The organism is Paraburkholderia fynbosensis, assembly GCF_902859935.1.
Classification (GTDB): Bacteria; Pseudomonadota; Gammaproteobacteria; order Burkholderiales; family Burkholderiaceae; genus Paraburkholderia; species Paraburkholderia fynbosensis.
In genome coordinates this window covers 170,175-185,211 of record NZ_CADIKI010000009.1, presented here as the reverse complement: position 1 = coordinate 185,211, position 15,037 = coordinate 170,175, and the positions used below count along the sequence as shown (strand labels likewise).

Below are 15,037 nucleotides of genomic sequence, written 5' to 3'. Positions count from 1 at the left end.
TGCGATGCGAGCCGTTTTTTTCGAGGGCGGCTGTACGACCCAGGAATAAATCCGGCGCAACACGAGTCATGCCTCATGAACCGAGTCGCAAAAGGCCGCCGCGCGATTGCGCGGCGCGCCTGCGAATCCTTATCGTGAGGTCACCATGTCGTCACATCATCCAATCGATCCGGCGCGCCGCGGCGCGCTGAAATGTCTTGCGTTCGGCGGCCTCGGCACCGTGTTCATGCTGGCGGGCGGCGTGCTCATGCCGGTGGAGCTGGCGCTCGCCGCTGACGGCAAGACCCCGGCGGCCGCAATGGGTACGCCGCTCTTTCTGCAGATCAGCGACACGCATATCGGCTTCAACAAGGAAGCCAATCCGGACGTGGCGGGCACGCTGAAGCAGACCATCGAGTTCGTCAATGCGATGCCGCGCAAGCCCGCTCTGACCATCCATACCGGCGACATCACGCATCTGTCGAAGGCGTCGGAGTTCGATCTCGCAGCGCAGCTGATGTCGGGCCTAAGCATCACCGAACTTCACACCGTACCCGGCGAGCACGACGTGACCGACGGCCCCGGCGCCGAATACTTCAGGCGATTCGGCCAGGCGTCGGACAACCGGGGCTATTACAGCTTCGACCACCAGGGCGTGCATTTCGTCGGCCTCGTCAACGTGATGCACTTCAAGCCGAACGGCCTTGGTGGTCTCGGCGACGAGCAGCTCGCCTGGCTCGAAAACGATCTCAAAGGACGCTCGTCGAGCACGCCGATCGTCGTGTTCGCGCACATGCCGATGTGGACCATCTACGAGCCGTGGGGCTGGGGCACCGGCGACGCCGGTGCGGCGATGAGCTATCTGAAGCGCTTCGGCTCGGTGACGGTGCTCAACGGGCACATTCATCAGATCGTATCGAAGGTGGAAGGCAACATCACCTTCCACACCGCGCGTTCCACGGCCTATCCGCAGCCTAGCGCCGGCAACGGCGAGGGCCCCGGGCCGCTGAAAGTGGCCAGCGATCAGCTTCCCAGAATGCTCGGCGTCACCAGCATCAGCATCGCGCAACATCCGCTGAAGGCGACGCTGGCCGATGTGACGCTGGTTTAAAGCTCAATTCTTCTCACGTACGGGATTCACTCAGGAGATCAGTCATGCAAACTAATCGGCCAGGTCGCGCGCTTTCGATTCTGTTCGGCAGCGCCGCATTGATCGTGGCATCGGCGGGGTTTTATGCAGCGCACGCCGAAACGCCCGGCACGGTGGTCATCAAGAATTTCATGTTTTCGCCGATGGCGCTCACGGTCAAGGCCGGCTCGACCGTGACCTGGAAGAACCTGGATGGCGAGCCGCACACGGTCGTCAACGATGCCGGCATGTTCCGTTCCGCGGCGCTCGATCAGAACGACTCGTATAAGTTCAAGTTCGACAAACCCGGCGTCTACCACGTGTTTTGCGGTATCCATCCGAACATGAAAGAGACGATCACCGTGCAGTGACCGCAGCGAGCGAGGGCCGGGTGTTCAGGCGGTATGCAGTTCGCTGAGACGGCAAAGCAGAATGCCGTAGCCGCTCAGATGGCCGAGATATACGCTCGTGAAGACGGTGGAACCGGGCAGGTCTTCGATCAGATGCCGCAGTTCTTCCATGTGCAGCGGCGGCATCGACAGCGGCGGCCGTTCCTCGCGCAAATCCGCCGCTTCGGCCAGTTGCCGGTGCGCCGCGACCAGCTCGCCGAGGCGTTGGAGGAAAGCCTCGCGCCACGACGCATCGAGTGCGGCGAACTGATCGTGGAAAGTATTCATGGTCTCCAGAAAGTTGACGAGCGAATCGAAGACTTCCTGATAACACGCGAACAGCGGCAGCCGGGCCCGATTGCGCTTCAGATGCGGCGAGACCCATGCCTGCTCGATATCCGTTTTCAACAGCTGGTGCGCCTGTTTGAGGTTGGTGCTCAGCGCGCGCAGTCTGGCGGTCGCGGGTTTGATCTGTGCGCGGTCCAGCTTGCCCGCGGCCAGTTGCGCAAAGGTGTCGGTGGATTGCGCGTTGCCGTCGTTCACGAGCGTGTTGGCCCAGTAGCCGTGATCGGGCGGAAAGGCCACCTGCTGGAGGATGAAGCCGAGCAGCATGCCCAGCACCACGCCGATCAGACGTTGCTCGAGCAGCGGAAGATGCTCGCCGGTGTAGAGCACGAGCGTCATCGGCACCGTGACGCTGGTCATCTGGAACAGCGACGGCCTGAGTCCGACGATCCCGAAGATCAGCACCGGCAGCAGTAACGCGCCTAGCCAGAGGTGGGGTGCGGTCAGCCAGATCAGCAAGGTGCCGAGCGGCATGGCGACGACGTTGGAAAGCACCCGCTTGTAGAAATAGCTTCTGGCCGCCGAAATCGAGCTTCCCAGCGCCAGCGTCAGCATGGCGGAACCCGCGAGCGAGACGGCGGCGTCGGGATAACCGAGCAGGGAAGGGATGAAGAAGCCGATCCAGAGGCCCAGCGTCAGCTTCGTGTATTTCGCCGTTTCGGACAAAGAGAAGCGCGCGAATGCGCGGCGAAACGGCGTGAGCGGCTTGTGGGTGTAGACGTTGGACATGTTGTGGGTGGACCGATGACGTTAAGCCGGATGCGGTAACAGGTGGACGTGACCTTACCACCGCTCCCGCAGTATGTCGGGAATCAGAACAGTAGCCGGTACGCAAGGCGAGACGTGGCGTCCGGCGCGTTTCAAACGGTGCCCGCGCGGCGCACTGCGATGGTCCGATGGGCGTGGTTGTTGCGTGACAGAGGCCACGAAAGCTGGCTACGTTGCAGACCCTCGACAGACGTTCGCGCGAACGCCAGCGCAGACGGCAGCCCGGGATCGTCGGAAAGGCCCCCGCGGCATGCGATCTTGTATCTTTTACCTGTTCAACGCTGCGAGCACGGCGTGGCGCAGCGGCGTTTAAAGCGGCGGCGTCGTGTTGTCGACGGGTGAGGAGCGGCGTACATTCTGTCCTTGCATCGACCTTGCGACGTCGTGTGATCAAAGTCTGATGATGGCTTGCGAGCCAGAGGTAGGACGTACTCCGGAGCATTGCGATGGCTAACGATTCCGACTTGCTTCAATCCGAAGCAGAGGGCCAGGACCGCCGTTTCGACGTCTGCGGCGCGCAGCGCACGAGTGCCCCGCCGCCCGGCTTCGGCCGTTTCGCGCTCTGCATCGCGGCTGCGGGCGCATTGGCGTTCGGCGTGCTGGCCACGGTCGCTTACAGTGTCTGGTTCAACCACGATCAGCAGGCGTATGCCGAGGCCATCGCGAGCGCGCGGCAGGCGCTTGGGATGCCGGTCTCGTCGTCGGCCGTGGCGCTGGGCGCGGCGGCAGGCGGTCCGATGAAACCCGTCGCGTTGATGGAGCCGGCAGTATCGCCGGATGCGCCGGGCACTGCTGCTACGCACACCATAACGACGGCGCCCACCTCGAATGCACCGGCAACGAGGACGCCGTCCGGCAGCGAGACGATCGCGAGCGAGCCTTCAAGTAGTCGGGCATCGCCGGTGTTGGACGGCGAGCAGGGCAGCCAGCAGGCGGTCTGGTCAGGACAGGTCGCGCCGGCCCCGGTCGAGTCTGGTCGCCGAAACGTCGTTCTCGCCGACGCCACCCCGCGTACGCCACCGTCGCCGTCACCCCGTCCGATCCACCGCATAAACAAGTCATCCGATCTCGCCGTGCAACAGTCCGCGGCGGTACGCTCAGGCAAGCAGGCGCGGACCGCGCAAGCCGAGCGCCGCGCTTCAGCGCCCAACGCGAAACACAAGGACAGCCTGTTCGCGCGAATGGGGCAGTTCTTTCGACGCGTGGACTACCGGCAACATGACGCCGGACGCCAGCAGCAAGACCTTTACTCGCGTCCCTGAGCCGCTCGGAAGTTGGCGCGCGGATCGCGAAGGCGTCTCGACGATGCGCTTCAGACCAGGTCCCGCGACGGTCGCCGTGGCGTCGCTGCTGTGTCTGCTCATCGGCCTGCTGTATCTGGCGATGCAGATCAGGACGGTCTTTTCCGATCAGCTGAAACAGGAGTACGCCGCCCTCGTGCTCGATGCGGCTGCCCATGCGCAAAGCGCGCGCGATCAGGTCGGCATGCGGCAGGGGGCGTCGGGCGCCAGTCCCGCCGACGCGCAGAACTATGGGCGCGCGCGCGCCGAACTCGCGCAACGCCTCACGTCGCTCGCGGCGCTGGTCAACGCGAGTCCGTCAGCCGCGCCACACATTCCGCCCGCCACGCTGAGCCCGACAGCCAGCCTCGACGACACCGACGCGTTACTGCGCAACGTGTCGGCGTATTGGCGCGAGCAACGCGACGCCGACAGCGCCGACGTGCGCGTGCGGATCACTCACGTCGCGCGCACATTGATCGCGCTGGCGGCGCTGCTGTTCTGCCTGCTGATCACGGCGGTGGGCATGTACGCCCGCCGCAATCGCCAGTTGGCGGGGCAGTCGCACGAGTTCGAGCATGCGTCGCTGCATGATTCGATGACCGGCCTGCCGAACCGGCGCAAGCTGCTGGCCGAGCTGGAGAAAGCCGCGGCCCGGGCGCGCGCGACGTCTACGGCTCACCGGCTTGCGGTGCTGTACATCGATCTGGACGGGTTCAAGCAGGTCAACGATTCGCTCGGGCATCGCGCGGGCGATGAATTCCTGATGGCGGTGTCGATGCGCTTTCGCGAATCGGTGCGCAAGACCGATCTGGTCGCGCGCATCGGTGGCGACGAATTCGCGGTCCTCGTGCGCACGTTCGCGAGCGACGCGGAGCTCGCCGAGATCGCGCGGCGGCTGATCGCGTGCGTGGTGCGCACCGATGAGCAGAGCGGCATCGGGGTGGTGCGCGCGAGCATCGGCATCGCGAGCTTTCCGGAACCGGTGGATGACTATCGCCGCCTCGTCGCCTCCGCCGACGACGCGATGTATCAGGTCAAGCGCAGCGGCAAGAATGGCTATGCATTCGTTGCGCCGGCGGGACGGGCGACTGTCTCGTGAGTTTGTTTCATGAACTTCGCGGCGCCGTGGTGAGCGTTGCCTCGGAGGGCAGCTTCACCGCGCGTTGCGCCAGTTCGTCGAGCACTTCCTGACGCCGCTCATCGGGCATGCCCTTCCATTCGCGGATTTCCGCGCGGGTACGCAGGCAGCCGACGCAGAACCCCGAATTGCCGTCGATTCTGCAAATGTCGACGCACGGTGACTGGATTGCCATGTTCAGATCTTCACTCCCGGTGGATCGATGTCGATGGTCATGCATGAACGGCCATCGGATCGTTATATCAAAGCGTGATAGAAAGCGCGAGTCGCGGCGGGCTTGAGCGGCCGCAGCGTGGTCGAGGTCGTGTATAGACGATGACCTCGACCCGCGTTCCAGGCATCGCGAGGGCGACGAGTATATCCAATCCGCCAGCAAGGCGAACGTACGCGGCGCTTTGTTTCGTGTTAAAAAACGTAGCTCGCCGAGACGGCACGAGATGCCCTGGCGGGCTTCGTTGTTCCGATTCATCCGCAGCGGAAGGGGCCATGTCCAGATATTCGTCGATGCGCGCCGTCGGGCGCATAAGCCGGGCCGTGGGGCTCGTCACTGTCGCGACGGCGGCGTTGGCCGCCTGCGCGCCGTGGTCGCCGGACGCGAACCACGGCCTCGCCCAGACGCGAAGCGCCGCGCAGGTCTCAGGCCAAAGTGCCGTGCAAGCCGCGGCGCCACAAGCGGCACAAGCGGCACATTCCGCCGACGGCCCGTTGCCCGTCCCGCCCAACCTGATCCCGTTGACGCTGACCGCGGGCCAGAAGCGCCTGATGTCCACGCCATACAGCCAGTCGTATTGGCCGCTCTCGCAGTACTTCGAGACGCAGCGTAGCGAAAGCTGGTGTTCGGTCGCGGCCTCGGTCATGGTGCTCAACGCGTTGGGCGTTCGTCGTCCCGAGTCGAGCCTGTATCCGGACTTCCCGTTTTTCTCGCAGCAGGATTTCTTTCGCGGCATCGACCCGCAAGTGGCCGACCCCGCGCGGGTATCGAAAGAGGGCATGACGCTCGATCAACTCAGCGCGGTGCTACGCACGTTCCCGCTCGAGGTGACGACATGGCGCGCGAGCGACATGACGCTCGATCAGTTCCGCCAGCGCATTCGTGACACTACGGTTCGTCAGGATCGCTTCGCGTTGCTGAACTTCCGGCGCGTGGAGATCGGCGAGAAGGGCGGCGGGCACTGGTCGCCGCTCGCCGCCTACGACGCCGCGAGCGATAGCGCGCTGCTGCTCGACGTTGCGCGGTACAAGTATCCGGCCGTGTGGGTGCCGGTCGCGCAACTGTATGCGGGTGCGCTGGCGGTCGACCAGGTAAGCGGCCTGTCGCGGGGACTGGTGATCGTCAGCGGGAGGGCGAAGTGAGGCGCGGACGCTGCGTCGCCAACACGACGAACGAACAGCGCGCGGCGGCGCGCATAGCTTGCCGAATCCGCCGCACCCGCGGCGTCCGACGTATCATGCGCTGCGCGTCATCTCCCCGGCGGCGCTCGCGAAGCTTTCCTCCACGCGGGCCCTGCGCGTGCCAGCAGCAACAGCGGCACCACCCGCCGCGCGTCCCCGAACGGCCGTCTTACGAACACGTGCATCGCGCAGCGCCGGCCTTGCATCGACCAGCTGCGCATACAGCGCCAGATAGTTAGCGGTCGAGGCATCCCAGCCGGATTCGCGGTTCATCGCATTACGCTGCAACGCGTGCCACGACGACGGCTGTCCGAACACCGTCAACGCGCGTCCGAGCGCGTGCGCGACGTGCTCCGGCGTCTCGCCATCGAACAGGAAGCCGGTGGCGCGATCCTCGTCGCGCCCGTCTTGCGGCGCGTAATCGACGATCGTGTCGGCGAGCCCGCCCACGCGCGACGCCACCGGAATCGTGCCATAGCGCATCGCATAGAGTTGCGTCAGCCCGCACGGCTCGAAGCGGCTGCCGTGCAGCAGGATATCCGCCCCCGCATGCAGCATGTGAGCGCGCCGCTCGTCGTAACCGATCTGCACGCCGACGCGTCCCGGCCACGCGGCAGCCAACCCCTGCACCGCCTGTTCGAGATCGCGCTCGCCCTGGCCGAGAATGGCGAATTGCAGCCGCGCATGCCGTTCGAGCAAGGTGGGCAACGCGCGCACGACCACGTCGGCGAGCTTCTGGTCGGTGAGCCGGCTGCCGATGGCGACGAGCGGTGCGAACGGCTCGCGCGTGAGGCCGAACGCCTGTTGCAGCTCACGCTTGCAGGCTTGCTTGCCGGCGGTGTCGTCTACGCCATAGCGGCGTGCAATGGTCGCGTCGGTGGCCGGATTCCAGCTCGCCGTATCGATGCCGTTGACGATGCCCGACAGCTTGCCGGCTTGCGCCTGCAGCACGCCTTCCATGCCGTATCCGAAGCGCGGCGTCAGAATTTCGCGGGCGTAGCGCTGGCTGACGGTCGTCACGCGATCGGCATGCACGATGCCGGCTTTCATCATGCTCAGCGAGCCGTAGAACTCGATGCTGCGCTCATCGGACAGGGCTGGCGCGAGCAGTTCGGGCGGTATGCCGATCCAGCCGCCCATGGCGAGCGGATGGTTGCCTTGGAACGCGAGGTTGTGAATTGTGAACACGCTTTTGGCGGCCACGCCGGCGAGCCGCATATAGAGCGGCGTAAGCCCCGCATGCCAGTCGTGCGCGTGCACGATGTCGGGGCGCTTCAGGTTGCGCACGCCGCGCGCCACGCGCGTCGCGGCGGCCGCGAGCGAGGCGAAGCGCGTGAGGTTGTCGAGGTAGTCGCGGCCTTGGGGATCGCGATACAGGCCCTCGCGGGCGAACAGGTGATTCATCTGCAGAAGCAGGACGGGCACACCGGTGTCGGGCATCCGGCCGCGCAGGAGTTTCGCATCGCCGCCGGGCAGGCCGGTCATGCGCGCGATGGGCGTGACGTCGAGCGCGCGCTCGAGCGCGGCGGGATAAGCGGGCAGCAGGATCGAAACATCGGCGCCGGCATCGCGCAACGCGGCGGCGTAGGCGCTGACCATATCGCCGAGACCGCCGGATTTGGCGAGCGGCAAGGCTTCCGAAGCGACGAGAAGTACATTGAGCGACAAGTTGGCCCCCGGAGATGGGAATATTGCACTTGCACAGTGCGAGGCGGTTCGCAAGCGCGAAGCGTCAGCAAGGGATGTGCCTGTCGTTCAAGGTTTTTGAAGTGCGCTGGCGCGGCTTTGTGTTGCAGTGCGCAGCGACTGGAAAGGCGCGAGTTGCAGCCGGCGCGCGTGTTGCACGCAGGCGTTTTTTTCATTCATATGTAGATTTGACCTCGGTGCACGGCGCGCTGTTTGCGCGCGGAACGCTGGACATAAAACAGCGAAGGGGTCGCCGCTCACGCGGGCAACCCCTTCATGCACTCAGACTGAACGAAGCCGGTACGTGCTCAGTGCACCGATGCGCGCGTCTGTTCGACCGGCCTCGGCTGCGTCACCGCGCTCACTACCACGAACACGATCACGTTCACCGCCAGCGCAAGCAAGCCGATGTTGACGTCCTTCAACGCGTCGGGCAGGAACGGCATCAACTGGCCGACGCTCCAGTGCAGCGTGGTCGTCAGCGCGACCACCGCGACGCCGGCCACGATCCCGCAGAACGCGCCCTGCCTGGTCGCGCGGTTATGCGGGAACAGGCTGCAGATCACCGCGGGGAAAAGCTGGGTGACGAAGCTATAGCCCATCAGCAGCAACGCGACGATGGTCTCGCCGCCGTTCAGCGTGAAGCCGACCGCGACCAGCGCCACCACCGGCACCAGGAAGCGCGCGAGCGTGGCGACCGAGGCGTCCGATGCGTTGCGGTTCACCATGCCGCGATAGACGTCGTTGGCGAGCAGCGTCGATGCCGAAGTGAGGATCATCGAGCCCGGTACCAGGGCGGTCAGAATGCCGGCCGCGCCGATCACGCCGACGAACCACGGGTCGAAGGTCTGCAAGGACAGGCGGAACAGCGACAGGTCGATGTCGCCGCCCTTGAGGCCCGGCACCCGCAGTGTCGCCGCGAAGCCGACGAAGAACACGAACAGCAGAATCAGCTGATACAGCGGCAGCACCATCGCGTTGCGGCGGAAGATGCGTTCGTCCTTCGCGGTGAAGATGGAGCCGAATGTGTGCGGCCACATGAAGAAGCCGAGCGCGGTCAGCAGCACGGTCGACTGGAACCACGTCACGCTCGAGCCGCGCGCCGGGAAGGCGAGGAAGCCGGGGCGGGCGGCGTCGATTGCGCGGAACATGTCGCCCAGGCCGCCGTAGTAGTGCAGCGGCAGGTAGATGCCGAGGAACAGCACGATCGCGAGGATCAGCAGGTCCTTCACCACCGAGTTCCATGCGGAGCCGCGCACGCCCGAGACGATCACGTAGGCGGTCACGACGGCGGCGCCGATCCACACGGCCGCCGTCGACGAAATCGCGCCATACGAGGCCGTCGCGACGATGATGCCGAGCCCCTTCAGTTGCAGCACGAGGTAGGGAATCAGCGCGGCCACGCCGACCAGCGCGACCAGCGTGCCGAGCGCGGGGCTCTCGTATTTGCGCGAGAAGAAATGCGGTTGCGAGACGAGGCGGTGCTTCTTCGCGTAACGCCAGATCGGCGGCAGCATCCAGTACGAGAGGATGTACGCGAGCGTGCCGTACGCAAGAATGTAGTAGACCGGCGCGCCCTTGCCGTACGCGAAGCCGCTGCCGCCGAGGAAGGTGAAGGTCGTGTAGATCTCGCCCGCCATCAGCAGGAACACGAAGGCGGTGCCGAAGCTGCGCCCGCCCACGCTCCACTGTTCGAGGTTCATGTCGTGGCCGCGCCGCGCGCGCACGCCGAGATAGAGGGCGAACAGCGTGATGGCCGCGATGATGACGAGTGCGCTCATGAGCCGGCCTCCTCGGCATCGGCCACGAAGTTGCGGTTGGCCGGGTCCAGACGGTAGACGAGCGCCATCAGGATCGAACTCAGCACCACCCACATGACGATCCAGGCCAGCACGAACGGCATGCCGAGCACCAGCGGCTCGACGCGATTCACCAACGGGACGCCGAGCAGAATGCCGATGAACGGCAACGCGGCGAGTACACGAAGCAACATGGGGGCAACTCCTCGAACCGGTTAAGTACGTCTCGTTGAAAGTGCGGCTTCGCTGAGGACTGTATGCCGGATACTTCGGTTACGTAAAGGTGGTCAAAAAAGCGTAGGCGTTTTGAAAGTTTAGGGGGCATCTTTGGGCCGGCGCTTGTTGCGCTGCAAGGCGCTGCGCGGACGGCGGCACGCCACGCGATACCTCGTGTTGTGAGGCTTTTTGCGGCCTGGGCTGACGCGCCGCGATATGATTCTCGCCACGCAGGGCGAGCATGGTCCGGGTGGCGCACGACGCTCCGGCTTCATCAATAGACGCGGCGTTCCGGGTGCGCGGGCAGAACGTCCAGCCACCGGGGGCTGCCGCCCGACACGGGTTGCATATGGTCGCCAGTCTGATCTCGGACATTCTGTTTGGCTTTACCGGGCTGATCAGCATCATCAATCCGATCGGCATTGCTTTCGTGTTCCTGGACCGAACTGCGGCGCTGACCACCGAGGAGCGCACCGCGCTCGCGCGGAAAATCGCCATCAACGTGGTGTGCGTGCTGCTGGTGGCGTTCTTCATCGGCACGCCGATCCTGCATTTCTTCGGCATCTCGATGGAGGCGTTGCGCATCGGCGGTGGACTCGCCGTGGCGGTCGGCGGCTGGCAGATGCTCAATGCACCGGACACGCAACCGGCCGAGCCGCCGGCCGTCAAGCGCGTCGATGCGGACAACGCGATGTCGAAGGCATTCTTCCCGCTCACCATTCCGCTGACCACCGGGCCGGGCTCGATTGCCACGGCGGTCGCGCTGACCGCGAACCGTACGCACAAGCTGTCGGAGTTCGTGGTGTCTAGCATCGCGTCGGTGGTGATCTCGTTCGCGGTGGCCGCTACTGTCTATCTGATCTACAGCCGTGCGGTGATTTTTGCGAAGTATCTCGGCGTCGAAGGAACTAAGGTCGCGATGCGCGTATCTTCGTTTTTGCTGCTGTGCATCGGCGTGCAGATTATGCTGACTGGCTTTTCCGAATTCCTGATTCCGATTGCGACCATGCAGCCGGTGGGCAAATAGTGTGGGGCGGGTGAGGTGGTGCCGGGGAGGGAGGTTGTCGGTGGGAGCAATGTCTTGCATGGGACCAGAGTGAGCGCTGAAGCGCTAACTCTGGTTGACCGCAATGTCTTGCATGGGACCAGAGTAAGCGCTAAAGCGCTAACTCTGGTCGACCGCAAGTGTCTTGCATGGGACCAGAGTAAGCGCTGAAGCGCTAACTCTGGTCGGCCGCAAGTGTCTTGCATGGGACCAGAGTAAGCGCTGAAGCGCTAACTCTGGTCGACCGCAAGTGTCTTGCATGGGACCAGAGTAAGCGCTGAAGCGCTAACTCTGGTCGACAAAGGAGAGCATTCATGTGTCGCTGGCTTGCTTATACCGGCCATCCGCTTCAACTCGAAACGGTGCTGTTCAACGCCAAGCATTCGCTCATCGACCAGAGCCTGCATTCCCGGCTCGGCCACACCACCACTAATGGCGACGGCTTCGGAATTGGCTGGTACGGGCATCCGACCGACATCCCGTTTCGCTACCGCTGCATCCAGCCCGCGTGGAGCGACCGAAATCTGCGCGAAGCCGCCCGGGCGATTCGGGCGCCGATGTTCGTCGCCCACATCCGCGCCGCGACCGATACGCCGTCGCAGGAAACCAACTGTCATCCGTTCCGTCATGGCCGCTGGCTGTTCGCGCACAACGGCCTGGTGCGTAACTATCCGGCGGTGCGCCGCGATCTGATGGTCGCGATCGACGCGGACCTGTTCCCGTCCATCGAAGGATCGACCGATTCCGAAGTGCTGTTCTTTCTCGCGCTGAGCTTCGGCCTGGAGTTGGCGCCCGTCACCGCGCTCGAACGGATGGTCGCATTTGTCGAGGCGACCGGCCGCAAGCACGGCGTTGACGAGCCGCTGAACATGACCGTGTGCGCGACCGATGGCGAACAGATCGTCGCCGTGCGCTATTCGAGCGAAGGGCGATCGCGTTCGCTATTTCACAGCACGTCGTTTCGTCACCTGCTGGAGCTGTATCCCGAGGATCCGCGCATCAAGGCGGCCGGCGAGGATGCGTTTCTGGTGTTGTCGGAGCCGCTCGCGGACTTACCCGGCTGGTGGCAGGAGATTCCCGAAAGCACGGCGGTGGTCGCGCGCGGCGGCGAGGTCGAGCACTATCCGTTCAAGCCGCAACTGGCCTGAGCGGCGTGCGGGGAGGGCGTTCGCAACCATACGAACAGCGGTGCGTGAGGGCGCGGATGGCCTGCAAAGAGGAGCGCGTGTGTTGTATCCGCACGCAGCGTCGCTATCTCTGATGCAGGATTGCGCGGACCGACCTGGAGACGACCGTGACACTTCACATAGAAGCGTTCTACGATGTCACCACCGGCACCTTCGCATACGTGGTCCACGCGGGCGACGGTTCGGCCTGCGCGGTGATCGATCCGGTACTCGACTACGACCCGAAGTCCGGCCGCACATCGACGGCTTGTGCCGAGCGCGTCGTTGCGTTCGTGCGGGAGCATGGCTTGCGCGTGGTGTGGCTGCTGGAAACGCATGCGCATGCCGATCACCTCTCGGCGGCGCCTTATCTGAAGGAGACGCTGGGCGGCCTCATCGCGATCGGCGCGAGCATTCGCATCGTGCAGGGCGTGTTCAAGGCCATCTTCAATTTCGGCGAGGATCTGCCGACCGATGGCCGTCAGTTCGATCATCTGTTCTGCGCCGGCGAGCGCTTCAGCATCGGCGAATTGAGCGCGAAGCGCTGCATGTGCCGGACCTCGGCTCGGCGCGCTGCGATTTTCCCGGCGGCGATGCGCATACGCTGTACGAGTCCGTGCGCAAGCTGCTGACGTTGCCGCCGGACACGCGCCTGTGCATGTGCCACGATTACCCGCCGCCGTCGCGCGAGCCGCGCTGGCAGACCACCGTGGCCGAGCAACGCCGCGGCAACATTCATCTGAACGACGCGGTGAGCGCGGCCGAATTCGTCGCGATGCGCACCGCGCGCGATCGCACGCTCGGCATGCCGACGCTGATCCTGCCGGCGATCCAGATCAACATTCGCGCGGGCGCGTTGCCGGAGCCGCAAGACAACGGCGTGCGCTATCTGAAGATTCCGTTGAACGCGTTCTGAGGCGGCGGTGAAGGCGCGCGGCTCAGCGCGTCAGCAGCATCGAGCTCAGCAACGAGAACACGATCGACGGCAGTTCGGCGAGACGGCTCACCACCACGTTGCGCGGATAGAAGTCCTCGACCGCGTCGGTCAGCACGCCGACGCCTACCAGTTCGATGCCGCGCTTGCCGATCGCCGCCACGCGTTCGCGCAGATCGCGGCGCAACAGCTGCGGGTCGCCGTCGCCGGTCGAGGGATAGCCGTCGGAAAACACCATCAGGATGCGCCGCGCGGCCGGATGATCGGCGAGCCGCGTGGCGGCCCACGCGAGCGCTTCGCCGTCGGGGTTCTCGTGACCGCAGTCGAGCGCGGTGATACCGCTCAGATTTGGCGCACCAAACCGTTTGTACACCTTCAGATCGAGCCGCTCGACGAAGCGGTTATAGCGCCGCAGATCCGCGCCGGCGGCAAGCTGGCGTTCGTAGAGCTCGCGCATCGGCGCGGATTCGAGCGAACAATAGCCGAGCACTTCGCAATCGAACGACAACTGCGTCAGTGCGTCGCACAGCGCGCTCGCGCACAGGCGCGCGAGTTCGATCTTGCGCCCGGCCATCGAACCGCTGCGGTCGATCAGCAGCGTCACCGCGACGTCGCGCCCTTTGGCTGCGCGCTGCGTGCGAAACGGCGTGCGGTAGCCGGGCGAGGTCGCGAGTCTGGCCAGCGCGGTGCGGTCGATTTCGCCGCGCTCCTGCTCGCGGCGCCAGCGGCTGCGTTCGTCGGCGCTCAGCGCGCGTTCGAGCTTCTCCTTCAGCGGCGCGGTGTCCGCGCGGGCTTGCCCGCGCAGCACGCGCCACGCGGCGCTGTTGCCCTGGCCCGTGAGGTCGGTGATCACGTCGAATTCGGTGGCGAGCGGGATCGACAGCGTGGCCGGCGAGGCGTGCGTGGCCGCCGTGCCCGCTGCGCCGTCGGCGTCGCTGGACGGCTGTTGCGCGTCGGCGAGCGAGTGTCCCATGCCGGGCGCGTGGTCGGCGTGCGCGCCGCCGCTCCGCTCGGCGGGTGGCGCGGCCGCGTCGTCGTGATCGGGCAGGGCGGTGTCGTCGTCGAAGGACGAGGACGCGGCCTCGGACGTTTCCGTCTCGATGTCCTCGACCGGATCGGCGGTGAACATCATGCTGTTCACGTCGCCCGCCGACAACGCCCGCACGCGTGCCACCAGAGCCTGCGCCGTCGCAATGCTCCGCGCGGTCGAGCCGCTCGCGCGCGCCTCCCGCAGCAGATCCTGCGCGGCATGCAGCGCGGCCAGCAGAGAATGGCTCGCTTCAGCGCGGCTCGGCGGCTCGTCCCACAGCGCGCGCTCGATCAGCCACACGAGCCGCTCGCGCCAATGCAGTTTCGGCCAGCGTTGCGCGACCCGCTCGGCGGCATGCGCGCGCAGTTTGCCGATGAACCAGTGCGCGCCCGGATATTCGTCGAGCAGTTGGCCGCACACGCGACGGTCTTCGATCACCTGGGCGAGATTCGACACGACGCCCGCGGGCAATGCGTCGAGCTGCGCGAGCGACGCATGCTTCGCGCGCGCCACCAGCAGATCCAGATAGCCGATCAGCACGTCGCGTTCGACGCCGCCGTTCAGCTCATAGTCTGGAATCACGATGCGGCCAGGTTCGACGCGCGGCCCATCGGGGCTGAACAAGACCGTCACCCCATATTGTCCGGTGAGCACGCGCGCCACTTTGCCAAGCGTCGATTCGAACGCGAAGCCGCGCGTGTCGCGTGCAGCGCCTGGCAGGCGCGTTCTCGCGTGCAT

General features: G+C 65.3%; 13 protein-coding genes and 1 pseudogene. 8 read left to right on the top strand and 6 right to left on the bottom strand.

Annotated elements, in window-relative coordinates:
• Positions 1 to 145: 145 nt before the first annotated feature.
• Both HV770_RS17075 and HV770_RS17070 read left to right on the top strand, forming a co-directional pair.
• Complete coding sequence (locus HV770_RS17075) at positions 146 to 1,090, top strand: metallophosphoesterase family protein (RefSeq protein WP_175161414.1); 945 nt, start codon at positions 146 to 148, stop codon at positions 1,088 to 1,090.
• A 44-nt stretch (positions 1,091 to 1,134) separates the two neighbouring features.
• Positions 1,135 to 1,479, top strand: a complete 345-nt coding sequence (locus HV770_RS17070; protein ID WP_175161412.1) for a cupredoxin domain-containing protein — start codon at positions 1,135 to 1,137, stop codon at positions 1,477 to 1,479.
• Between the two features lie 24 nt (positions 1,480 to 1,503).
• On the opposite strand, the gene HV770_RS17065 is transcribed toward HV770_RS17070, so the two are convergent.
• Positions 1,504 to 2,571, bottom strand: coding sequence for an aromatic acid exporter family protein (locus tag HV770_RS17065; RefSeq protein WP_175161410.1), 1,068 nt, complete (start codon positions 2,569 to 2,571; stop codon positions 1,504 to 1,506).
• A gap of 485 nt (positions 2,572 to 3,056) precedes the next feature.
• Here HV770_RS17065 and HV770_RS17060 point away from each other — a divergent pair, with 485 nt between their 5' ends.
• Together HV770_RS17060 and HV770_RS17055 are read left to right on the top strand one after the other, a co-directional pair.
• Positions 3,057 to 3,872, top strand: a complete 816-nt coding sequence (locus HV770_RS17060; RefSeq protein ID WP_175161408.1) for a hypothetical protein — start codon at positions 3,057 to 3,059, stop codon at positions 3,870 to 3,872.
• Positions 3,873 to 3,915: 43 nt separating this feature from the next.
• Positions 3,916 to 4,992, top strand: a complete 1,077-nt coding sequence (locus HV770_RS17055; RefSeq protein WP_246290958.1) for a GGDEF domain-containing protein — start codon at positions 3,916 to 3,918, stop codon at positions 4,990 to 4,992.
• A gap of 7 nt (positions 4,993 to 4,999) precedes the next feature.
• Here the strand turns inward: HV770_RS17055 and HV770_RS17050 are convergent, their stop codons facing one another.
• Positions 5,000 to 5,206 carry a DUF1289 domain-containing protein gene (locus HV770_RS17050; protein ID WP_121322442.1) on the bottom strand — a complete coding sequence of 69 codons (207 nt, stop codon included), beginning with the start codon at positions 5,204 to 5,206 and terminating at the stop codon, positions 5,000 to 5,002.
• Positions 5,207 to 5,517: 311 nt separating this feature from the next.
• Here HV770_RS17050 and HV770_RS17045 point away from each other — a divergent pair, with 311 nt between their 5' ends.
• Entirely contained in the window at positions 5,518 to 6,384 is an 867-nt protein-coding gene (locus tag HV770_RS17045) for a phytochelatin synthase family protein (RefSeq protein WP_175161404.1), read from the top strand.
• A 93-nt stretch (positions 6,385 to 6,477) separates the two neighbouring features.
• Here the strand turns inward: HV770_RS17045 and glgA are convergent, their stop codons facing one another.
• The 3 genes from glgA to HV770_RS17030 form a co-directional block, all read right to left on the bottom strand.
• Positions 6,478 to 8,091, bottom strand: a complete 1,614-nt coding sequence (gene glgA / locus HV770_RS17040; RefSeq protein WP_175161402.1) for a glycogen synthase GlgA — start codon at positions 8,089 to 8,091, stop codon at positions 6,478 to 6,480.
• Between the two features lie 326 nt (positions 8,092 to 8,417).
• On the bottom strand, positions 8,418 to 9,890 hold the full coding sequence (locus HV770_RS17035) for a sodium:solute symporter family protein (RefSeq protein WP_175161400.1): 1,473 nt from the start codon (positions 9,888 to 9,890) through the stop codon (positions 8,418 to 8,420).
• Positions 9,887 to 10,102: a DUF3311 domain-containing protein gene (locus HV770_RS17030; RefSeq protein ID WP_175161398.1), complete on the bottom strand. Its 216-nt coding sequence runs from the start codon at positions 10,100 to 10,102 to the stop codon at positions 9,887 to 9,889. Before HV770_RS17030 ends, HV770_RS17035 begins: the two co-directional genes overlap by 4 nt.
• A gap of 371 nt (positions 10,103 to 10,473) precedes the next feature.
• Between HV770_RS17030 and HV770_RS17025 the strand changes: the two genes are divergently transcribed.
• From HV770_RS17025 to HV770_RS17015, 3 genes and pseudogenes are all read left to right on the top strand, one after another.
• Positions 10,474 to 11,151: a MarC family protein gene (locus tag HV770_RS17025; RefSeq protein ID WP_175161396.1), complete on the top strand. Its 678-nt coding sequence runs from the start codon at positions 10,474 to 10,476 to the stop codon at positions 11,149 to 11,151.
• A gap of 332 nt (positions 11,152 to 11,483) precedes the next feature.
• A complete protein-coding gene (locus tag HV770_RS17020) occupies positions 11,484 to 12,317 on the top strand; it encodes a class II glutamine amidotransferase (RefSeq protein WP_175161395.1) in 834 nt (277 codons plus the stop codon).
• A 146-nt stretch (positions 12,318 to 12,463) separates the two neighbouring features.
• Positions 12,464 to 13,251 (top strand): annotated as a pseudogene (locus HV770_RS17015) (MBL fold metallo-hydrolase).
• A gap of 22 nt (positions 13,252 to 13,273) precedes the next feature.
• Here HV770_RS17015 and HV770_RS17010 read toward each other — a convergent pair.
• The gene (locus HV770_RS17010; RefSeq protein WP_175161393.1) at positions 13,274 to 15,037 is read right to left on the bottom strand and encodes a cobaltochelatase CobT-related protein; all 1,764 of its coding nucleotides are present in this window, start codon (positions 15,035 to 15,037) and stop codon (positions 13,274 to 13,276) included.